Annotated in this window: 17 protein-coding genes; 4 read left to right on the top strand and 13 right to left on the bottom strand. The window is 70.9% G+C overall.

Features of this window, described 5'->3' with window-relative positions; genetic code table 11:
- The first annotated feature begins 111 nt into the window (after positions 1–111).
- The gene (locus ACFUNE_RS08575) at positions 112–1,503 is read left to right on the top strand and encodes a purine-cytosine permease family protein (protein ID WP_383564037.1); all 1,392 of its coding nucleotides are present in this window, start codon (positions 112–114) and stop codon (positions 1,501–1,503) included.
- A gap of 93 nt (positions 1,504–1,596) precedes the next feature.
- Here ACFUNE_RS08575 and ACFUNE_RS08570 read toward each other — a convergent pair whose 3' ends face one another.
- From ACFUNE_RS08570 to ACFUNE_RS08555, 4 genes are all read right to left on the bottom strand, one after another.
- A complete protein-coding gene (locus ACFUNE_RS08570; protein WP_383564035.1) occupies positions 1,597–3,015 on the bottom strand; it encodes a sugar porter family MFS transporter in 1,419 nt (472 codons plus the stop codon).
- A 253-nt stretch (positions 3,016–3,268) separates the two neighbouring features.
- Complete coding sequence (locus ACFUNE_RS08565; RefSeq protein WP_383564033.1) at positions 3,269–7,000, bottom strand: AAA family ATPase; 3,732 nt, start codon at positions 6,998–7,000, stop codon at positions 3,269–3,271.
- A gap of 308 nt (positions 7,001–7,308) precedes the next feature.
- Positions 7,309–7,521 (bottom strand): hypothetical protein, encoded by a 213-nt coding sequence (locus ACFUNE_RS08560; RefSeq protein ID WP_033304037.1) that lies wholly within the window; start codon positions 7,519–7,521, stop codon positions 7,309–7,311.
- Between the two features lie 438 nt (positions 7,522–7,959).
- Positions 7,960–8,241 (bottom strand): acylphosphatase, encoded by a 282-nt coding sequence (locus ACFUNE_RS08555; RefSeq protein ID WP_147959695.1) that lies wholly within the window; start codon positions 8,239–8,241, stop codon positions 7,960–7,962.
- A 155-nt stretch (positions 8,242–8,396) separates the two neighbouring features.
- On the opposite strand from ACFUNE_RS08555, the gene ACFUNE_RS08550 reads away from it, so the two are divergent.
- The 3 genes from ACFUNE_RS08550 (at position 8,397) to ACFUNE_RS08540 (ending at position 12,030) form a co-directional block, all read left to right on the top strand.
- The gene (locus ACFUNE_RS08550) at positions 8,397–9,341 is read left to right on the top strand and encodes a CAP domain-containing protein (RefSeq protein ID WP_383564030.1); all 945 of its coding nucleotides are present in this window, start codon (positions 8,397–8,399) and stop codon (positions 9,339–9,341) included.
- A gap of 187 nt (positions 9,342–9,528) precedes the next feature.
- Positions 9,529–11,568, top strand: a complete 2,040-nt coding sequence (locus ACFUNE_RS08545; RefSeq protein WP_383564028.1) for a PA14 domain-containing protein — start codon at positions 9,529–9,531, stop codon at positions 11,566–11,568.
- A 57-nt stretch (positions 11,569–11,625) separates the two neighbouring features.
- Positions 11,626–12,030 (top strand): winged helix-turn-helix transcriptional regulator, encoded by a 405-nt coding sequence (locus tag ACFUNE_RS08540; protein ID WP_383564026.1) that lies wholly within the window; start codon positions 11,626–11,628, stop codon positions 12,028–12,030.
- Positions 12,031–12,040: 10 nt separating this feature from the next.
- On the opposite strand, the gene mutM is transcribed toward ACFUNE_RS08540, so the two are convergent.
- The 9 genes from mutM to ACFUNE_RS08495 form a co-directional block, all read right to left on the bottom strand.
- The gene (mutM, locus tag ACFUNE_RS08535; RefSeq protein ID WP_383564024.1) at positions 12,041–12,898 is read right to left on the bottom strand and encodes a bifunctional DNA-formamidopyrimidine glycosylase/DNA-(apurinic or apyrimidinic site) lyase; all 858 of its coding nucleotides are present in this window, start codon (positions 12,896–12,898) and stop codon (positions 12,041–12,043) included.
- Between the two features lie 79 nt (positions 12,899–12,977).
- A complete protein-coding gene (rnc, locus tag ACFUNE_RS08530) occupies positions 12,978–13,802 on the bottom strand; it encodes a ribonuclease III (protein ID WP_383564022.1) in 825 nt (274 codons plus the stop codon).
- A 19-nt stretch (positions 13,803–13,821) separates the two neighbouring features.
- The gene (gene rpmF / locus ACFUNE_RS08525; RefSeq protein WP_003965982.1) at positions 13,822–13,995 is read right to left on the bottom strand and encodes a 50S ribosomal protein L32; all 174 of its coding nucleotides are present in this window, start codon (positions 13,993–13,995) and stop codon (positions 13,822–13,824) included.
- Between the two features lie 2 nt (positions 13,996–13,997).
- Positions 13,998–14,663 carry a YceD family protein gene (locus ACFUNE_RS08520; RefSeq protein WP_383564020.1) on the bottom strand — a complete coding sequence of 222 codons (666 nt, stop codon included), beginning with the start codon at positions 14,661–14,663 and terminating at the stop codon, positions 13,998–14,000.
- A 137-nt stretch (positions 14,664–14,800) separates the two neighbouring features.
- Complete coding sequence (locus ACFUNE_RS08515; RefSeq protein WP_383564018.1) at positions 14,801–15,928, bottom strand: cell division initiation protein; 1,128 nt, start codon at positions 15,926–15,928, stop codon at positions 14,801–14,803.
- Positions 15,929–16,025: 97 nt separating this feature from the next.
- Positions 16,026–16,505 carry a pantetheine-phosphate adenylyltransferase gene (coaD, locus tag ACFUNE_RS08510; protein WP_383564172.1) on the bottom strand — a complete coding sequence of 160 codons (480 nt, stop codon included), beginning with the start codon at positions 16,503–16,505 and terminating at the stop codon, positions 16,026–16,028.
- Between the two features lie 26 nt (positions 16,506–16,531).
- Positions 16,532–17,116, bottom strand: coding sequence for a 16S rRNA (guanine(966)-N(2))-methyltransferase RsmD (rsmD, locus tag ACFUNE_RS08505; RefSeq protein WP_383564016.1), 585 nt, complete (start codon positions 17,114–17,116; stop codon positions 16,532–16,534).
- Positions 17,117–17,205: 89 nt separating this feature from the next.
- Positions 17,206–19,434, bottom strand: a complete 2,229-nt coding sequence (recG, locus tag ACFUNE_RS08500) for an ATP-dependent DNA helicase RecG (RefSeq protein WP_383564014.1) — start codon at positions 19,432–19,434, stop codon at positions 17,206–17,208.
- A gap of 81 nt (positions 19,435–19,515) precedes the next feature.
- Positions 19,516–21,138, bottom strand: a complete 1,623-nt coding sequence (locus tag ACFUNE_RS08495) for a DAK2 domain-containing protein (protein WP_383564012.1) — start codon at positions 21,136–21,138, stop codon at positions 19,516–19,518.
- Positions 21,139–21,185: the final 47 nt, after the last annotated feature.

Below are 21,185 nucleotides of genomic sequence, written 5' to 3'. Positions count from 1 at the left end.
CTCGTGTCCGACGTCGCCGGCCGCCGTGGCCCCGGCACGGTTCCGGAGGGCGACGGCGACGGACCGCATGGTCGGTATGCCAGGTTTGGGGGTAAAGGTACGCTGCTGCCCGTGGAGAACCGCGGCCTGGATCCCGTCCCCGACCACGAGCGCACCGGCCGGGTCCGCGCCCTGTTTCCCACCTGGGTGACGGCCAACATGACGGTGCTGCTGCTGACCGTGGGAGCCGGGCTCACCGTCTTCAACGGGCTGAACGTATGGCAGGTGCTGGCCGTGGCGGTCACGGCGCCCGCGCTCTCGTTCGGGCTGGTCGGGCTCGTGTCGATCGCGGGGAAGCGCGGCGGGGCCCCCGGCATGGCCCTGTCCAGGGCGGTCTTCGGGCAGCGCGGGAATCTCTTCCCCGGAGCCCTGCTGTGGGTGGCCCGATGGGGGTGGGAGACCGTGAACGCGGTCACCGGCTCCTACGCCCTGCTGGCCGTGCTCGATCTGCTGTTCGACATCCGGAGCACCCACACGCTGACCCTGATCACTCTGACCACGTTCGTCTCCGCGAGCTTCGTCGTCTCGGGGCTGGGCATCAGAGCACTGCGGATGTGCTCCCGGGCCTCCGCCTGGCTCTTCGGGGCCGCGAGCCTGCTCGTCCTGGTCCATCTGATCGGGTCCACCCCGTGGCGGACCGTCCTCGACCGCCCGCCGGGGCCGGCGGCGCTGATGATCGCGGGGGTCGGGACGCTGGCCGCCGGGGGCATCAGCTGGGTGCCCTCGGCACCGGACTTCGCCCGCTACCTGCCGCGCTCCGCCTCGGGCCGGGCGATGGTCGGCGCAGCCGTGGGCGGCGCCCTGGTGACCGTGCTGCCGATGGTGATGATGGGGGCGGTGATGGCGGTGAGCTCACCCCATCTGGCCGTCACCAAGGACCCCGTGGCCTTCATCGGCGAGCTGCTGCCGCGGTGGATCTCGGTGCCGTATCTCCTGACCGCGGTTGTCGGCATGGTCCTGATCAACGCGATGTCGATGTACTCGGCGGGCTTCACCGCGCAGACGCTGGGATTCACCGTCCCCCGCGCCTGGGCCGTGGGCGTGAACGCGGCGATCAGCCTGCTGCTCGGCGGAACGCTGATGATGGTGGCGACGAGTTTCCTCGGCACCTTCCTCTCGTTCCTGACCCTGCTCGGTGTGACGTTCTCCGCCTGGATCGGGGTCTTCGGCGTGGACCTGCTGCGCGGGCGGACGTACGACGCCGCGGCCCTCATGGACACCACTCCCCGCAGCGGCTACTGGTACACGGCAGGGTTCAGCCGGCCGGCGATGGCCGCCTGGGGCGCGGGACTGGTGTCGGGACTGCTGCTCACCGACGTGGAGTGGTTCAGCGGCCCCCTCGCCACGTCATGGACCGGGCGCCACGGGCTGGGCTGGGCGGTCACGATCGTCGTCGCCGCGGGGGTGTACGCGGCGCTGCCCCGCCCGGTGGACGGGACGGGCGGGGCGCCGGAACGGTTCTGACCCTCCGCCGGCGGACCGGCCCGCGGCAGAACGCTGCCCCGGGCCGGCACGGGCCGGACCGGGGCAGCGGTTCGAGGAGAGGGGCAGCGGGGATCAGCCCATCTCCTCCAGCGCCTTGCCCTTGGTCTCCTTCACGAACTTGAGCACGAAGGGGATCGAGAGCACGGCGAAGCAGGTGTAGATGATGTAGGTGCCCGAGAGGTTCCAGTCGGCCAGGCTCGGGAAGCTCGCGGTGATCGCCCAGTTGGCGATCCACTGCGCGGAAGCGGCGACGCCGAGCGCGGCGGCGCGGATGCGGTTCGGGAACATCTCGCCGAGGAAGACCCAGACGACGACACCCCACGACAGGGCGAAGAAGAGCACGAACACATGGGCCGCGACCAGGGCCACGACGCCCTGGGTGTTGGGCAGCTTGCCGTCGACGAGGTCCGCGGAGAAGGCCCAGGCCTCGAACGCCAGGGCGATGGCCATGCCGACGGATCCGACGAGCGCGAGCGGCCGGCGGCCCACCCGGTCCACCAGGATCATGGCGATCACGGTGCCGATGATGTTGATGATCGACGTGGTGAACGAGTAGAAGAACGAGTCGGTCGGGTCGATGCCGACGGACTGCCACAGCGTCGCCGAGTAGTAGAACGCGACGTTGATGCCCACGAGCTGCTGGAAGACCGACAGGCCGATACCGACCCAGACGATCGGCAGGAAGCCGAAGCGGCTCCCGAGCAGGTCGCTGAACTTGGACTTGTGCTCCCGGCGCATGGCCGTCTCGATCTCGTTCACGCGCGCGTCGAGGTCGATGTTCTTGCCCTCGACCTCTTCGAGGATCTTCCGGGCGCGGTCCTTCTTGCCGACGGAGATCAGGAAGCGCGGCGACTCGGGGATCGCGAAGGACAGCAGCCCGTACAGGATGGCGGGCAGGACCATCACCCCGAGCATCCACTGCCAGGCCTCGAAGCCGGCGATCTCACCGCGCTGGTCACCGTCGGCGATCTGCAGGATCCCGTAGTTGACCAGCTGCGAGATGGCGATACCGATGACGATGGCGGCCTGCTGGAAGGAGCCGAGGCGCCCTCGGTAGGCGGGCGGCGAGACCTCGGCGATGTAGGCCGGGCCGATGACGGAGGCCATGCCGATCGCGAAGCCGCCGATGATCCGCCACATGGCGAGGTCCCAGAGGGCGAACGGAAGTGCGGAACCGACAGCACTGATGGTGAACAGGACCGAGGAGATCTGCATGCAGCGGATACGGCCGATCCGGTCGGCGATGCGTCCCGCGGTCGCCGCGCCGATCGCACAGCCGATCAGCGCGATGGCGATCACCTGTGCCAGCGTCCCTGACCCGATGTCATAGCGGTCACGGATGGCCTCGACGGCGCCGTTGATCACGGAGCTGTCGTATCCGAAGAGGAAGCCGCCCATCGCTGCGGCTGCCGTGATGAAGATGACATGGCCGAGATGGTCCGGGTGGGCCTCCCGGGCTCCGGACTCCGGTCCGCGCGGTGTGCTGGTCACATGAACTCCTGATGCCTGGCCGCAACGTCAGGCGTGGGGGGGGTGATCCCTCCCAGTGGCGCACAACTTCTGGCCGAACACCACTTGAAGGTAAAAACAACATTGCTGAGGTTATGCGTTCAAGTTTCGAAGTCAAGGCTCGATTCGAGTGAAGGCGTCACTCACAAGTACCCAGGAACGCCCAAAACGTACGTTGAAGTGTTGAAGATTAGGTAAAGAGGATGTGACTGCCCCTCAGCCAGGGCGAATGGTCTCAGCGGAGCCGCTGACTGATCACCTTGGAGACTCCGTCGCCCTGCATCGAGACGCCGTAGAGCGCGTCGGCGACCTCCATCGTCCGCTTCTGGTGAGTGATGACGATGAGCTGGGAGCTCTCCTGGAGCTCCTCCATGAGTCGGATCAGACGCTGCAGATTCGTGTCGTCGAGCGCCGCCTCCACCTCGTCCATCACGTAGAACGGGCTCGGCCTGGCCTTGAAGATGGAGACCAGGAGGGCAACGGCCGTAAGGGATCGCTCGCCTCCGGACAGCAGCGAGAGCCGCTTCACCTTCTTGCCCGGCGGCCTGGCCTCGACGTCGAGACCGGTCGTCAGCATGTTGTCCGGGTCGGTGAGGACCAGCCGGCCCTCGCCGCCCGGGAAGAGCCGGGAGAAGACGCCCTCGAACTCGCGTGCGGTATCCCGGAACGCCTCTGTGAACACCTGCTCGACCCGCTCGTCGACCTCCTTGATCACCTGCATCAGATCGGCCCGGGTCTTCTTCAGGTCCTCGAGCTGCTCCGAGAGGAACTTGTGCCGTTCCTCCAGTGCCGAGAACTCCTCGAGAGCGAGAGGATTCACCTTCCCGAGTTGCTGGTACGCCCGTTCGGCCGCCCTCAGCCGCTTCTCCTGCTCGGCCCTGACGAACGGCTTCGGCTGGTTGCGCGGATCCTCCGGATCGGACGGGAGCTCCTCACCCTCCGCGGCGGGCGAGGGCGGCACCAGCTGCTCCGGCCCGTACTCGGCGGCCAGACCAGCCGGTTCGACACCGAACTCCTCGAGCGCTTTGGCCTCCACCTGCTCCATGCGCAGCCGCTTCTCGGCCCCGAGCACCTCACCCCGGTGCACGGAGTCGGTGAGCCGGTCGAGTTCGCCCTTGAGGTCGCGGCCGCGGCCGCGCTCGGCGGCAAGGCCCCGCTCGCGCTCGGCCTTCGCCGCCTCGGCCCTCCCCCGCTCCTCCTCCGCGCGTACGACCGAGACCTCCACGTGGGCGAGCAGCTGCCTGGCGCCCGACGCGACGGCGGTGGCCACGGCGGCCTCGTGACGGAGCCGGGCACGGCGCTGCTCGGCGCGGGCGCGGGCCTCACGCTCGGCACGGGCCCCGCGGTCGAGGGCGTCGGCCCGCCCGGCGAGCGCCTTCACCCGTTCCTCATGGGTACGGGCCTGGAGGCGGGCCTCCATCTCGGTCTGGCGTGCGTTGGCACCGTCGGCGGCGAGCCGGTCCCGTACGGAGGTGTCGGGCTCCTCCTCGACCGGGGTCTCCTCGGCCACGAACAGCCTCTCCGTCAGCTCCTCGGCCTCCTCCGTCGCGCGCTCCAGCGCCTCCTGCGCCCGGACGGCGGAGGCGGTCGTGCGCTCGGCCTCCCCCGCGGCGCCACGGGCCTGCCCGGCCAGCCGACCGAGCTGCTGCGCCACTCCGGACTTCTCCCGCTCGGCGGCCCGGCGCCGTTCCCCGAGCTCCTCCACCAGCGTGACGGACCCGGCGCGCCGGAGGGACGCTGCGCGCTGGGCGGACGCCAGCTCCTCGCAGCGCACGGCGAGCTCGGCCAGCTCGGCGGCGGCCTCGTCGACGGAGGCCTGCACCTCCAGCAGGCTGGGGGCGCCGGCGGACCCGCCGTGCGCGAAGTGGGATCCCAGCACATCACCCTCGGCGGTGACCGCGGTCAGCCCCGGGTGGGCGGCGACCAGCTCCTCCGCGTCCTCCAGCGTGCCGACGACCACCATGTCGCGCACCAGCCGTCCTACGGCGGCCATCAGTTCGGCGGGCCCGCGCATCAGGCCGGCGACGGCCGGGGCGGCGCATTCCCCGGCGACGAGGGAGCGGCCCGCCGGCGCCGCGGCGCCCGGCCCCGGTCCCGAGACCGCCGGACCGTGCTCCGCACCGGCCGACACCTGCCCGGAGACGGCGAGGGCCGGGGGTGTGTGCTCCGCCCCGGACGCCTGCCCGGGTACGTGCCCGGCGGGGCCGGCAGCCGGCTCCGTACCCTGCGCGGGTACGTGCCCGGCCCCCGCCCCGCCCGGCACCAGCGCAGCGCGTCCCGCGTCCTGCTTGCGCAGCAGCCGGATCGCGTCGGCCGCCGTGGCCGGGTCCGTCACCGCGATCGCGTCCGCCGCGGCGCCCAGTGCGGCCGCCACCGCGACCTCGTGCCCAGGAGCGACCGTGAGCAGCTCCGCGACCGGCCCGAGCAGTCCCGCGAGCCGGTCCCCCGCACCGAGCAGCACGCCGGTGCCGTCCTTGCGGCGCAGCCCCAGCGACAGGGCCTCGTGCCGGGCCGAGACCGCCGCGCGGCTGCGTTCCGCCGAGGTGACCGCCTCGCGCGCCGCGCTCAGCTCCGACTCCGCCGCGGTGAGTGCCCGCTTGGCTGCCTCGTGCTGCTCCGCCAGCTCCGCGTCGCCCGCGTCCAGGCCGTCGACCTCGGCCTTCAGCTGCTCGTACTCCTCCTGAGCCGCGACCGCCCGTTCCCGCGCCTCGTCCCGGGACGCTGCCAGCCGGTCGATCTCCGCCTGCGCCGAACCCGCCCGGCTCCGGGCGGCGTTGACCTGCCCGTGGAGCCGTGCGAGGCCCTCACGCCGGTCGGCGATGGCGCGGGCCGCGTCCCGGAGCCTGCGCTCCTCCGCCGCCAGCTCCCTCTCGAGCTCGGAACGGTGCGCCGTGGTGTCCTCCAGGGCGTGCTCCGCCGCTTCGAGTGCCGCCTCCAGCTCCGCCTCCTGCTCGCGGATCCGGGCGGCCTCACGCTCCATGTCCTCGGGGTCCCGCCCGCGCCGCTCCTCGTCCGGCGCCGAGGTGGCACTCTTCACCCGCGCGTCGGCCAGCGAGATCGTGCCCCGGACGCGCTCGGCCAGCTGCGAGAGTTCGTACCAGGTCTGCTGGGCGCGCTGCAGCCGTGGCGCCAGGCGGCGTACCTCGTCCTCCAGGTCCGCCTCGCGGGCGAGTGCCGCCTTGAGCTCGGCCTCCGCCGCCTCCCTGCGCCGTTTGAGGGCCGCCTCGTCGGCGATCTCTCCGCGCAGTGCCTCCCGCAGCCTGACCAGGTCGTCTGCGAGCAGTCGCAGCCGGGCGTCCCGCAGGTCGGCCTGGATGACGGCGGCCCGGCGGGCGACGGCCGCCTGTCTGCCCAGCGGTTTGAGCTGGCGTCGCAGTTCGTCGGTGAGGTCCTGGACACGGGCGAGGTTGGCGCCCATCGCCTCCAGCTTCCGCAGCGCCTTCTCCTTGCGCTTGCGGTGCTTGAGCACGCCCGCCGCCTCTTCGATGAAGGCGCGGCGTCCCGTCGGGTCCGCGTGCAGGACCGAGTCCAGACGGCCCTGGCCGACGATGACGTGCATCTCCCGGCCGATACCGGAGTCCGAGAGGAGTTCCTGGATGTCGAGCAGCCGGCAGGTGTCGCCATTGATCTGGTATTCACTGCCGCCGTTGCGGAACATGATCCGGGTGATCGTCACTTCGGCGTACTCGATGGGCAGAGCGCCATCGGAATTGTCGATGGTCAGCGACACTTCCGCACGGCCCAGCGGCGGCCTTCCCGTGGTGCCGGCGAAGATCACGTCTTCCATCTTGCCGCCGCGCAGGGATTTGGCCCCCTGTTCGCCCATGACCCAGGAGAGCGCGTCCACCACATTGGATTTGCCCGACCCATTGGGACCGACGACACAGGTGATCCCTGGTTCGAACCGGAGGGTCGTGGCGGAGGCGAACGATTTGAAACCGCGGAGGGTCAGGGCCTTGAGGTGCACGCCGCCGGACTCTACCTTTCGCTCTCGGTTTCGCTGATGAAGGTGCAGGGCACATCAGACGTTAAGCGAAGAGCGATAGGCCGGAGACGGGCCGGGGGGAAAGAAAGAAGGGACGCCGGAGCGTCCCTTGTGAATCCTGCACGGTACTGCGTACGCAGTCATCCGAGCACAGTCCTGCGTAACGGATCGTGGGCGGACCGGATCACGAGCGATCCTCGGTGTTCCGGGACGATCCGTGACGAAGACATTCGTTGGTTGGTCCCGAGCGGCTGGCGTGCGGCCCGACCGGCCCCGGCAGGGCCTTGGGGTCAGGTCAGCGCGGGCTCCGCCTGGGGTACGTCGATGTCGATGCTGTCGAGCAGCGACTCCTGGTGCTGAGCGGCGGCGTTGAGCGCGTCGTTCTCGTCCTGGATCCGTACGAGCTCGGATTCCAGGTCCTGGACGCGCTTCTGAAGCCGTCGCATCTCGGCGAGGAGTCGCGGATCGGAACCGCCGACGTAACCGAGAAGCGCCTTTGCCATGATGAATGGTCCTCCACACTGAGTGACCGACCGGATGCGGTGTGGGTCGTGAGGGAATCGCACCCGCGGTGCTCGGCAGTCTTCTGTATTCACTGCTGTTCTGCTGTCACCAGCTCTGCCGAACAGCTGAGGTGCGCGGGGTTTTCAGCGTCTCACCAAAAAGTTTGACGGTCAACACGATCACACGCCTGCGGGCCGGGTGTCCCGGGGGCGCGCGGCTCGACGATCATGCGGCGCGACTCTCGTACGGGTTCCCGAAGGGTGTGGAGATCTTCGTCAATGCCGCAGCCTGGCATGAGGCGCGCCTCTTGGCAACCATGCCCCGACGCCGACTTCTTTCGCAGGTCATTTCGGGTGCGCCGCTCTCACCGCCCCTCCCGGTCACCGGTCGGCACCCCTCCCTCGCACGGCGGATCCGGCCCCCTTTCCCAGCCGCGGTCAGCGGATCGCGAATCCCTCATATCCGCCGCGAGGCGTGTCCCAGATCTCAGTGACGCCGTCCACGCGGCCGGGTGTGTCGTCGGATCCGAGCCAGTCGAGCAGACGGTGGCAATTCTCACGCGGTCCTTCGGCCACCACCTGCACCCGGCCGTCGTCGAGATTGAGGGCGAACCCGGTGAGTTTTCCGATCTCCAAAGCATTTGCCCTGGTGAACCAGCGGAACCCCACTTGCTGTACCCGGCCGCGTACCCATACGACGAGTCGTGCATCTTCGTTCATGCCCGAACGCTAACCGGCCAATTGCTCGACGAGCACGTCGCCCCAATCCGCCATGGCGTAAGGTCCCCTCGCAATAGCCTCACCCGAACGGGTGAGCTTGATCTTGAATACGGTGACGTCGCCACGGCGCCCGGAGCACGAGGAAGGCACAGCGCATGGGACGGCATCGACGCGCAGGCGCGGCCCCCGCCGCTGAGCAGCACACGGCGGGCGCGGCGGAGGGGCACCGGAGTGCTCGCCGGAAGAAGCGGGCCGGCATACCCGTGCGCGCCGGGCTCCTCGGTGTGTCGGCCGCCGTGGCCGTCGGAGCGGTCGCTGTCGCCTCCGGCCTGCTGCCCGGCGGGGACAGCTACAGCGTCAGCGGGGGCGGGTCCTCCGACCAGGTCCACGCGGGCGGTGCTCCCGACCTGCTGACACAGGGCGACTCCTCCGCCGAACCGACCAGCCGCACATCGGCCTCCGCGTCGGCCGAGGCCGACCGGGGCCCGGGCAGGTCAGCCGCACCCTCCAAGTCCCCCTCGGCGACCCCGAGCGCGAAGCCGAGCAAGAAGCCGTCCGCCACCGCATCGAAGCAGGCGGCGAAGACGCCGGAGGGGACGAAGGCTCCCTCGGCCGCACCGAGGAAGAGCACGTCGTCCGGTCCGGCGGCCAAGGCCCCGGCCGCTCCGAAGACCTCGTCGGCCTCCCCGAGCCGCGCGGCTCAGGCTCCGGCGAGCCCGTCCACCGCCTCCGCTCAGGCCACCGTGCTCAGCCTGGTCAACCAGGAGCGCGCGAAGGTCGGGTGCAGCCCGGTCACCGCCAGCGCCTCGCTGACCGCTCTCGCCCAGGACTTCAGCGAGGACATGGCCGCCCGCGACTTCTTCGGCCACACCGACCCCGACGGCGCGACCCCCTGGGACCGTGCCGCCGCGGCGGGCGTACAGGGGCTCGGCGGCGAGAACATCGCCCGCGGCCAGGCCGACGCACAGGCCGTGATGGACGCCTGGATGAACAGCGACGGCCATCGCGCGAACATTCTCAACTGCGACTACAAGACGCTTGGCGTGGGAGTCCACCTCGGTTCCGGCGGCCCCTGGTGGACGCAGGACTTCGGCTTCTGACGCGTCGGCGGAGCGGTTCCGACGAGTCGCCGGCCCCAAGGGCGTTCGCGGCCGTGCGGTAGTCCGTCCCAGCGGCGCGGTCCACGCCGCTCCGATCGCTCCGCGCGTACAACCATGCGCCGTCCCGGAAAGTCTTGATCGTCAGCAGTCACAGCGTGACTCATGACGATCAAGACCGAAGGAACGCATGAACCGACCCAGACGCACGACGGTGGCCACCGCCGCCACCGTCGTGCTCGCCACCGCGGGCGGCCTGCTCACCGCGGCCGTCCCCGCCTCCGCAGCCGTGACGTGCGCCTCGCCCGTCTTCAAGCGGACGTTCTACGCGAACACCACCTTCACCGGTACCCCCAAGGGCACGGACTGCGACTCCGTGATCGACCAGAACTGGGGCACCGGCGCGCCCGGCTACAAGGGGATGCCCTCCAACGACTTCGGCGTCCGCTGGTCCATGACCCGCGACTTCGGCTCCGGCGGCCCCTTCACCTTCACCGCGTCCTCCCGCGACGGCATCCGCGTGTACGTGGACGGCGCCCGCAAGCTCGACCTGTGGAAGAACGTCGCCGACACCGTCTCCAAGACCGTCAACCTGACCATCCCGTCGGGCAGACACAGTCTCCGCGTCGACTTCGTGAACTGGACGGGCGCCGCGAACGTCAAGTTCGCGTACACGCCGCGCACCACGGCGACCGTCGACAAGGTCAAGCCCCTCGTGCCCACCGGGACCACCGTCGCCTACAGCACGGCGACCACGTCCACGAAGGTCAGCTGGGCGGCGAACAAGGAGATGGACCTCGCCGGGTACCGCGTGTACCGCCGGCTCAAGGGCGCCGCCTACCCCACGAAGCCCCTCGCCACGACGACGGCCACGTCGTGGACCGACACGACCGTCCCGAAGGACGGAAACGTCTACTACTACGAGGTCCGCGCCTACGACAAGGCGGGCAACACCTCCTCGGGCACCGCCGACCTCGGCATCACCACGCTCGACCGCACCGCCCCCGCCGCCCCGAAGGGCGTCGAGGACAACTGGGCCATCGGCAGCCCCACCAAGATCACCCTCTACTGGGACAGCAACACCGAGCCCGACCTCGCCGAGTACCGGGTCTACCGCTCGACCTCCCTCCCGGTCGCCCTCACCCCCGCCAACCGCCTGGCCTCCTCGGGCGGCGGCTACAGCGGACCGCTGCCGCAGACCGGCGACACCTACTACTACGTCGTCACCGCCGTCGACACGCACGGCAACGAGTCCCCGGCCTCAGGCACCGCCGAGTACTACAGCGACGACCTGACCGGCCCGGTCGACACCGCCCTCGGCGCGCGGGCCTCGGAGAGCGAGGCGGGCGTCACGGTGACCTGGGACGCCTCCGAACGGACCAACGCCGACTTCGCGGGCTACTCGGTCTTCCGGACCAGTCGCCCCGGCACCACCGGTTCGGTGCGCTCGGAGGTCGGCTCGGGGGTGAAGGGGACCAGCTTCACCGACGCAGCGCCGCCGGCCGGCGCCACCTACTCCTACCGGGTCGTCGCTCTGGACCACGAGGGGAACGGCGGTACCCCCTCCGCGGAGCTCTCCGTCACCGTCGCCGGAAACACGACCGCACCCGCCGCGGTCACCGGCGTGAGGGCGGTCCCGAAGGCGAACGGCGTCACGGTCTCCTGGGACGCGAGCAAGGACCCCGGCCTCGCGTACTACCACCTGCTGCGCGGCACCCTCGTCGACGGGCAGTGGACGTACAAGGCCGTCCCGCACCCCGCGGACTTCAAGCCGTGGAAGATCACGGAGACGACGTTCCACGACCACGTGCCGGCCGACGGTCAGCAGGTCCGCTACAGCGTTGTCGCCGTCGACCAGTACGAGAACCAGCTCACGCCCGCCACCGGCGCCACCGCGCTGGACGTCACCGAGCTGGACCTCCGCCCGACCGTCCCGGCCGCGCCCGGCGCGCCGCTCGTCTACTTCGGCGCCGACCAGAACGGCTGGATGTCCTGGGCCCTCGCCGCCTCCGAGAGCCTCGGTGAGGTCTCCGGTTTCGCGATCCACCGCTGGAACCCGCTGACGAGCACCTTCGACCTGGTCCGCACCGAGCCCATCGGCGCCGGCACCACGTGGCACTGGCTGGACCCCGCCCTGCCGCCCGCGAGCACGGTCTACTACCGCGTCTCGGTCCTCTACACGGACGGCACCACGTCCGGCGCGAGCGAGACCGCCGTCGTGACCCGCTGAGCGGACCGGTGCAGCGCTCACCAGGAGTGAGCGCTGCACCGGCGTAAGCTGTTGGGCATGGGTGAGACGGTTACGGAATCTGTTCAGGACCACGGTGACTCGGCCTTCGACGTCTTCTCCCGCCAGTGCCCCTCCCGCGGAACCCTGGAACACGTCACCGGCCGCTGGGGCGGCCTGACCCTGGGCGCCCTGTACGAGAGCGGCGCCCGCTTCAACGAGCTGCGCCGCCGGGTGGACGGCGTCAGCGAGAAGATGCTCTCCCAGACGCTGCACGCGCTGGAGCGCGACGGGCTGGTCCACCGGGAGGCCCGGCTGACCAACCCACCGCGCGTCGACTACGACCTGACGGCGCTCGGCCGTGAGGTCACCGCCCGGCTGATGGACCTCATCCAGCTCGTCGAGGGGCGCATGCCCGAGATCGTCGAGGCCCGGAGCAGGTACGACGCCGCACGCGAGGCCTGATCCGGGAACGTCAGGCGGGCCGCGGCGGACGCTGGCAGCGCGGGCAGAAGTAGCTGGAGCGGTTCATCCAGGGCCGACGGCGCATCGGCGTACCGCAGCGGCGGCAGGGCTCGTCCTCACGCCCGTAGGCGTCCAGCGACCGGTCGAAGTAGCCGGACTCGCCGTTCACATTGACGTACAGGCTGTCGAAGCTGGTGCCGCCCTGGTCGAGTGCCTCCCGCATGACGTCCCGTACGTGGCCGAGCAGCTCCGCCGTCCTCGGGCGGGTCAGGGTCGCGGTCGGCCGCTCGTAGTGCAGCCGGCTCCGCCACAGTGCCTCGTCGGCGTAGATGTTCCCCACGCCGCTGATCAGGGACTGGTCGAGCAGGGCACGCTTGACCGTCGTACGGCGCAGGCGCAGCGCCAGGCGGAAGGCGTCGTCGTCGAAGGCCGGATCGAGGGGGTCGCGTGCGATGTGCGCGATGACGTCGGGCAGACCGTCGGGGGTGTTCTCGTGCAGCGACAGCCCGCCGAAGGTGCGCTGGTCGACGAAGCGCAGCTCGGTGCCGAGCGCGTCGTCGAAGCGGATCCTGATCCGCAGATGTTTCTCGTCGGGGGCGTCCTCGGGCTGCACGAGCAGTTGACCGCTCATGCCGAGATGGCCCAGCAGCGAGGCCTCCACCTCGTCGAGGGGGACCCAGAGGTACTTGCCGCGGCGCATCGCCGTGCCGAACCGCAGGCCGCGGAGCCGGGCCGCGAAGTCCGCGCCTCCCGCGAGGTGCCGACGGACGGCCCGCGGGTGCAGGACCTCGACCGCCTCGACGGCGCGCCCGGCGGTCCAGCGCTCCAGTCCCCGCCGCACGACTTCGACCTCGGGCAGTTCGGGCACGGTGGGCGCTCCTTCACAGACGTGGCGGGACAGCGAAAACCCCCCGGTGCGCCGAGGCACCGAGGGGTTTCCGGATGGTTCAGGCCGGAGCGGCGTCCGACTTCGGCGACGGGTCGGCAGAGGTGTCGGCGACCCCTCCGTCGGCTGCGGCCTTGGCCGCCGCCTCCCGTGCTTCCGCGGCGGCGCTGATCTCGCGCCAGGCGGACTCCGCCGCCTGCTGCTCCGCTTCCTTCTTGCTACGGCCGGTGCCGGTGCCGTACGAGACACCACCGACGCGAGCAGCAGCAGTAAAGGTCTTCTCGTGATCGGGGCCGGTCTCCGTGACGAGGTACTCGGGGACTCCGAGGCTCTCGCTCGCGGTGAGCTCCTGGAGACTGGTCTTCCAGTCCAGGCCGGCTCCGAGGTTGGAGGACCTGTCGATCAGCGGGTCGAAGAGCCGGTGGACCAGCTCCGAGGCCGCGCTGAGGCCCTGGTCGAGATAGACGGCGCCGATCACCGCTTCAAGGGTGTCGGCGAGGATGGAAGCCTTGTCCCGGCCACCCGTGCCCTCTTCACCGCGGCCGAGCCGGATGAAGGAGCCGAGTTCGAGGCCGCGGCCCACTTCCGCAAGTGCACGCGAGTTGACCACCGCGGCCCGCAACTTGGCCAGCTGGCCTTCGGGCAGGTCGGGGTGGGTGCGGTACAGCGTGTCCGTGACCACCAGGCCGAGCACCGAATCCCCGAGGAATTCGAGCCGCTCGTTGGTGGGCAGACCGCCGTTCTCGTATGCGTACGAACGGTGGGTCAGCGCACGCACCAGAAGGGCGGACTCGAGGTGATACCCGAGCCGCCCTTCCAGAAGCGTGTGGGACGAGGCTGTGTTGACGTTGTCTGCCTGCTTCTTGGCGCTGGACAACTCAGACATCGGGCCTCTCACCAGCCGCTCAGACCTCGAGGACCTGGCGCTTGTTGTAGGTGCCGCAGCTCGGGCACGCAATGTGCTGGAGCTTCGGCTCCTGGCAACGCTCGCACGAAACCAGGGTGGGGACCGCAGCCTTCCACTGCGACCGGCGGTGGCGCGTGTTGCTGCGCGACATCTTCCGCTTCGGAACAGCCACGGCTACTTCTCCTGCTTCTCGTCGACGCCGGGTTCGGCGCCGCCCATGTTGTCCTTCTCGCCGTCCTGAACGGTCTCGGCGAGTCCTTGCAATGCCGCCCACCGGATGTCGGCGACGTCGTGGTGGTGGCCCGGATTCTCGTCCAGCCTGATTCCGCATTCGGAACACAGACCGGCGCAGGTCTCCTTGCACACCGGCTGCAGCGGCAGTGCGAGCACCACCGCGTCACGCAGCACAGGCTCGAGGTCGACTGCGTCGTCCTCGAGAAAGTACCTGTCCTCGTCGTCCTCGGCGTCGTCGACCGGGTCCGCGGTCCTGCTGCGGTTCCGGTCGTCGGCGTCAGGGTACGAGAACATCTCCTGGAAGTCCGCTTCGACCTCGAGGGCCAGCGGCTCCAGACACCTTACGCACTCCCCCTCGGCGGTCGCACGGGCGGTGCCTGTGACGAGCACCCCTTCCATGACCGACTCGAGGCGGAGGTCCAGCGCCAGGGGCGCGTTCTCCGGAACGCCGATGACCCCGTCGATGCCGAGGTCCTTCGGTGCTTCCGCCGTGCGGGTCAGCCGCTTCATGGCACCCGGACGCCGGCCCAGCTCGCGCGTATCGAACACGAGAGGGCTGCGGTGGTCGAGGTGGCCGTTCAGGGCTTTTCCTGCTTTCGAGATCATGTGCGTGGTGCGGCTTCGGGAGGGCCGCCCCTCTCCTGACGGAAAGAGGGCAGCCGGGATCGCGGACATACACGCGACCGAAGAGCCAGGATACTGGACGTACCGCCCAGCTCCCAATCCGGTACGACCCTCTCCGGTCAGCGCCCCTGTTCGTAGCGGCGCAGCTGTTCCAGGTCGATCATGCTGGTGTCGAAGAGGCTGGTCTCGTCGAGCGCGCTCTCGCCCTGCTGCGCGGGCACCTGGCCCTGCTGCGGCCAGCCGTACTCCTGCCCGCCCTGCTGCTGGTTCGGGTCGTACGCCTGCTGCTGGTAGCCGGCGTAGGGGTCGGGCTGCTGCTGCGGGTAGCCGTAGCCGTCCTGGACCTGCTGCTGGTCCTGGTAGCCGTACGTCTGGGCGTACTGCGGCTCCGGCTGGGCCTGGACCGGGAAACCGCTCTGCGCGGGGTCCTGGTAGTCGGCCACCGGCGCGTAGTCCGGCTGTGCGGGCTCCGCGTAGGAGGGCTGCTGGGGGCTCCGGCGCGGCTCCGGGGCGGACAGCTCCGCCAGGCCCGCCCAGTGGTCCTCGTCGCTGGTGTGCTGCCGGCCGCCCGCGGCGTCCTGGGCCGCCATGTGCGCGCCGAGGTCGTCGGTGGCGACCCGGCCGTGCAGCTTCTGGCGGCCCCGGCCGACGGCCTCCAGGGTCTTGGCGAGCACGGCCTCGAAGGCACCGAGCTTGGTGTCCACGTAGTCGTCGGCGCGCCGGCGGAGCGTCTCGGGATCGGCGCTGCGCTCGGGGGCCTCGGCGAAGTCCGGGTCCTGGTAGCCCTGCTCGTCGAGACCCTCGCCGCGGCCCAGGAGCTTCTCGCGGCCCCGGTCGACGGAGCCGATGGTCTTGGTGAGGACGACCTCGAAGTTGGCGAGCTTGCTGTCGACGTACTCGTCGGCCTCACCGCGGACCTCGTCGGCCTCGCGGCGGGCCTCGGAGAGGATCCGGTCCGCCTCGGCCTGGGACCGCTGGGCGACCTCGGTGCCGGACACCAGGGAGCCGCGCTCCGCGCGGGCGGACTCGATGATCCGCTCGGCCTCCTGCCGGGCCTGCTCGACGAGCTGCTCGCGGCCGCCGATGAGCTCCTCGGCGTGGGCGAGCGAGCCGGGCAGGGCCTCGCGCACCTCTTCGAGCATCGCGAGCAGTTCGGCCCGGTTCACCACGCAGGACGCCGACATGGGCATGGAACGGGCGTTCCCGACCGTTTCGACGATCTCGTCGAGCTTCTTCTGCACGTCCACCGTGTGCTCGCCACTCTCTGCTGCTGTTGGAGACGGACGGGACGACTGTAAGGCCAGTCGCCTCCCCTCCGACACCTGGTGACGGACGGTCAGCCCGTCACTTCCGGCCGAGACGGTCCACGAGCGCCCCGTGGACCGTCGGCGGCAGCAGGTGTGCGACGTCGCCGCCCCAGGCGGCGACCTCCTTGACCAGGGAGGACGACAGGAAGCTGTAGGTCGGGTTCGTCGGCACGAAGAGCGTCTCGACACCTGAGAGGCCGTTGTTCATCTGGGCCATCTGCAGCTCGTAGTCGAAGTCGCTGACGGCCCGCAGGCCCTTCACGATCGCCGGGATGTCGCGCTGCTTGCAGAAGTCGACCAGCAGGCCGTGGAAGGACTCGACCTCCACGTTGCCGAAGTCCGCCGTCACCTCGCGGATCATCTCGATCCGCTCGTCGACGGTGAACAGGCCCTTCTTGGACTGGTTGATCATCACGGCGACGTGCACGACGTCGTACAGCTTCGAGGCTCGTCCGATGATGTCGAGATGTCCGTTGGTGATGGGGTCGAACGACCCCGGACAGACGGCGCGGCGCAACGTGATTCCCTCGCTCTCCGGTGCGGTCATCGTGCGTCTTCGCACGTAGAGGCGGCGCGACCGTACCAAAACGTCGCTTCGCCGTAGCGACGCGACCGCTGTGGCTCGAATCCGCCGGGCCAGCCGAATTCACCGCCTCTGGTGCTCCGTTCCACCGTGACGAGAGCATCGTCCGTGAGCCACCCCTGAGCACGGAGTGTGAGCAGGATCTCCCGAAGATCGTCGTCGGTCACGGCGAAGGGCGGATCGAGGAAGACCACGTCGTACGGGTCCGAGGGTGCCGGTCCGGTCACGATCTGCTCGGCTTTGCCCGCACGGAATTCCGCGCCGGGCAGACCGAGGGTGCGGATGTTGTCACGGACGGTGCGCGCGGCCTTGGCGTCGGCCTCCACGAGCAGTGCGTGGGCGGCTCCGCGCGAGAGGGCCTCCAGACCCACGGCGCCCGAACCCGCGTACAGATCGGCGACACGGATGCCGTCGAGCGTGCCCAGGAGCGCTTCCCACGTGGAGAAGAGCGCCTCGCGCGCGCGGTCGGAGGTGGGGCGGGTGCCGGTGCCGGGCGGGACGGCCAGGCGGCGTCCGCCGGCCGTGCCGGCGATCACGCGGGTCATGGGTGTCTGTTCCTCGGGTCGCGGGCGGCACACAGGAAGGGACGTGTGCCGTGCTCCCCACGATATGGCGTCGCCGGAGATCCGCCCGGTCACCCCTTGTCGAGGTACTCCTCACGGTCCTTGTCGAGCAGGGCGTCCAGCGCGGTGCGCAGCTCCGGCAGCCGTTCGAGCCCGGGGTCGTCGGCGACGACCCGGACGGCCTCCTCGCGGGCCGCCGCGATGACCTCCTCGTCGTCGATGACGCTGAGCACCCGCAGGGAGGAGCGGACGCCGGACTGTGCCTGGCCGAGGACATCGCCCTCGCGCCGCTGCTCCAGGTCGATCCGGGAGAGCTCGAAGCCGTCGAGGGTTGCGGCGACGGCGGAGAGCCTGGCCCGGGCGGGGCTCGCCTCGTGCGCCTCGCTCACCAGCAGGCAGAGACCGGGGGCGCTGCCGCGCCCGACGCGGCCTCTGAGCTGGTGCAGCTGGGACACTCCGAAGCGGTCCGCGTCCATGATCACCATGGCGGTGGCGTTGGGGACGTTCACCCCGACCTCGATGACGGTGGTGGCGACCAGGACGTCGGCCTGTCCGGCGGCGAACCTGCGCATGACGTCGTCCTTGTCGTCGGGCGCCATCCTGCCGTGGAGCACCTCGACACGCAGCCCCGCGAGCGGTCCCTTCGCGAGCTGGTCCGCGATGTCCAGCACCGCGAGCGGCGGCCGCTTCTCCGCGTCCTCCTCGGGGGCGGCCTGCTTCGTGCCGGCCTTCCCCTTCTTCTCCGCCGCCCCGTCGGCGTCGTCACCGATGCGGGGGCACACGACATAGGCCTGGTGGCCGTTCTCCACCTCCTCCCGGACCCGCTCCCAGGCGCGGCTGAGGAAGTGCGGCTTGTCCTTGGCCGGGACGACATGGCTGGCGATCGGCGACCGGCCGGCCGGGAGCTGGTCGAGTACGGAGGTCTCCAGATCGCCGAAGACGGTCATCGCGACCGTACGGGGAATGGGGGTGGCCGTCATGACGAGCAGGTGGGGCGGCTGCTTCCCCTTCGAGCGCAGCGCGTCCCGCTGCTCCACGCCGAAGCGGTGCTGTTCGTCGACGACGACCAGACCGAGGTCGTGGAACTGGACCTTGTCCTCGATCAGGGCGTGGGTGCCGATCACGATCCCGGCCTCGCCCGTGACCAGGTCGAGCAGCGCCTTCCGGCGGGCCGCCGTGCCCATGGAGCCGGTGAGGAGGACGACCTTCGTGCCCATGTCGGAGCCGCCCAGCATGCCGCCCTCGGCGAGCTCGCCCATCATCTCGGTGATCGACCTGTGGTGCTGCTGGGCCAGCACCTCGGTGGGTGCGAGCATCGCCGCCTGGCCGCCGGCGTCGACGGTGCGGAGCATGGCCCGCAGGGCGACGAGGGTCTTGCCGGACCCGACCTCGCCCTGGAGCAGGCGGTGCATGGGGTGTTCGGTGGCCAGGGCGTCGAAGATCTCCCCGGTGACCTTCTGCTGCCCCTCGGTGAGGGTGAAGGGGAGCGTGGCGTCGAAGGCGTCGAGCAGTCCGCCGGCGACGGACCGGCGTGCCACGGCCGGGATCTGGGTGTCCGCGTAGCGGCGGCGGGCGAGCGCGACCTGGAGGACGAAGGCCTCGTCCCAGCGCAGCCGGTCCCGCGCGGCGGCGATGTCCGCCCTTGTCTGCGGGCGATGGATCCTGAGCAGTGCCTCGGGGAGCGGGACGAAGCCCCTGCCGTCGCGCAGCACCGGGGGCAGCGGGTCCACCGCCTCCTGCGCGCTGGGCAGGACCGTGTCGACCGCCTTGGCGATCCTCCAGGAGTCGAGCTGCTTGCACGTCGGGTAGATCGGCAGCAGCTGCCCCGCGAAGGCGTCGACGGCCTCGGTCACGTCGGCCACCTCGTCCTCGGACCGTGAGTCGAGGAGCTGGTAGGTGGGGTGTGCCAGCTGCATCTTGCGGTTGAACACGGAGACCTTGCCCGCGAACATCGCCCGCCGGCCGGGGAGGAGCTCCTTGTGGGGCTTGTGGACTCCGTGTCCGAAGAAGACCAGCTGGAGTCTGCCGCTGCCGTCGGTGAGAGTGACCTCCAGCCGCTTGCCCCGGCCGTTGTTGAACATCATGATCCGCGCGTCGGCGACCTGGGCGACGACTGTCACGTGCTCGTCCAGCGGCAGCTCGGTGAGCGTCGTGAGGCGGCCCCGCTCCTCGTAGCGCCGCGGGTAGTGGTGCAGCAGATCACCGACCGTGTGCAGGTCGAGGTGTTCGGCCATCACCTTCGCGGTGGCTCCGCCGAGCAGCTTCTTGAGGGGTTCATCGAAAGCGGACACGCGGACCATTGCACACCACGCCACTGACAGATGCCGCCCGGCGCCGCGCCCCGGGGCGGCGCCGGCCGACGCCGCCCGGCCCCCGACGTGTCACTCGACGCCGATCAGCAGGGGCGCAGCCTGGTGTCCGCCCCGGTAGACGACCGTGTCGACGGCGAGGTAGCTCTCGCGGACGTGCGCGGTCAGGCCGTCAGCCAGGTCATCGGGCATGTCCTCGCCGAGGACCAGGGTGACGAGTTCGCCGCCGGCCGACAGCATCCGGTCCAGGACGGTGCGTGCCGTGCCGGGGACGTCCTCGCCGATGACGGCGACGTCCCCGTCGATCAGGCCGAGGATGTCCCCGGCCTGGCAGATGCCCGCCATGGTCCACGACTGCCGTTCGGCGACGGCGAGTTCGGCGTAGCGGGTGGCTCCGGCCGCCGACGTCATGGCGACGACGTCCTCGTCGAAGCTGCGGTCGGGTTCATGGACGGCGAGCGCGGCGATGCCCTGGACCGCGGCGCGGGTGGGGACCAGGGCGACACGGATGCCCTCGGCCCTCGCCTGCTCGGCGGCGACGGCGGCGGTGTGGCGCAGCTGTGCGTCGTTGGGGAGCAGGACCACCTCTCGGGCGTGGGCCCTGCGGATGGCGTCGACCAGCTCGCCGCTGGCGGGCGGCTCGCCGGGCCGGGCCAGCACCGTGGTCGCCCCCGCCTCGGCGCACAGGCCGGACAGCCCGTCGCCGGGGACGACCACCACGACGGCGCGCTGCGCGGGTTCCCGGTGCGCCGCGCCCCGGTCGGCGGCGAAGTGGGTGATCCGGATCCGGTAGGGCCGGCCGGCCTCGACCCCGGCCTCGACGGCCGCTCCGGCGTCGTCGACGTGGACGTGGACGTTCCACAGGCCGTCGCCGCCGACCACGACGAGGGAGTCCCCCAGGGCGTCCAGCCGGCCGCGCAGCCGGGCGACCGCGTCGTCGGACGCCTCCAGCAGGTAGATGACCTCGAAGGCGGGGCCGCCGTCCGGGCCCGCGTCGGCGCAGTCGCCCGTCAGGGGCGCGGGCTCGGGCGCGGGCCGCACGCCACGCTCCTGCGCCCGTCCCCCGACCGCTTCCAGCAGGGCTCCGAGGACGGTCACCAGACCCTGTCCGCCCGCGTCGACGACGCCCGCGCGCCCGAGGACGGCGAGCTGACCGGTGGTGGCGGCCAGGGCCGCGCGCGCTCCGTCGTACGCCGCGTCGATCACGTCCCTGACGCCGGCGCTCCCCCCTGTGGCCCCGGCCGCCCCGGCGGCGGCGTCGGCGACGGTGAGCACGGTGCCCTCGACGGGGTGGGCGACGGCCTGCCGTGCCGCGGAGGCCGCCTCCGCCAGGGCGGTCCGCAGGTGATCCGCGTCACCCGACTCGGACAGCACGCCGGCCATGCCGCGCAGCAACTGGGCCAGGATCGTCCCGGAGTTCCCGCGGGCGCCGATGAGCGCGCCGTGGGCCATGGCCCGTACGGCGTCGGCGGGTGAGGGCACGGTCGAGCCCGTCTCGTGCGCGGCGAAGACGGCCTCGACGGCCGCGGCCGCCGACTCGACGGTGAGATAGAGGTTGGTGCCGGTGTCCCCGTCGGCGACGGGGTAGACGTTGATGGCGTCGATGGCCGCCCGCTCCCGGCCCAGAGCCTCCAGGGCCAGTGAGCACCAGGTGCGCACCGCGACGGCGTCCAGATCGTCGGGTGACTGCGGCACCGTTGGTCCTCCTCGGACGGCCGTGGTGGGGGCTGGCTGCACCGCAG

Source organism: Streptomyces sp. NPDC057287, assembly GCF_042667905.1.
Lineage (GTDB): Bacteria > Actinomycetota > Actinomycetes > Streptomycetales > Streptomycetaceae > Streptomyces.
This window is presented reverse-complemented; position numbering and strand designations above follow the sequence as displayed.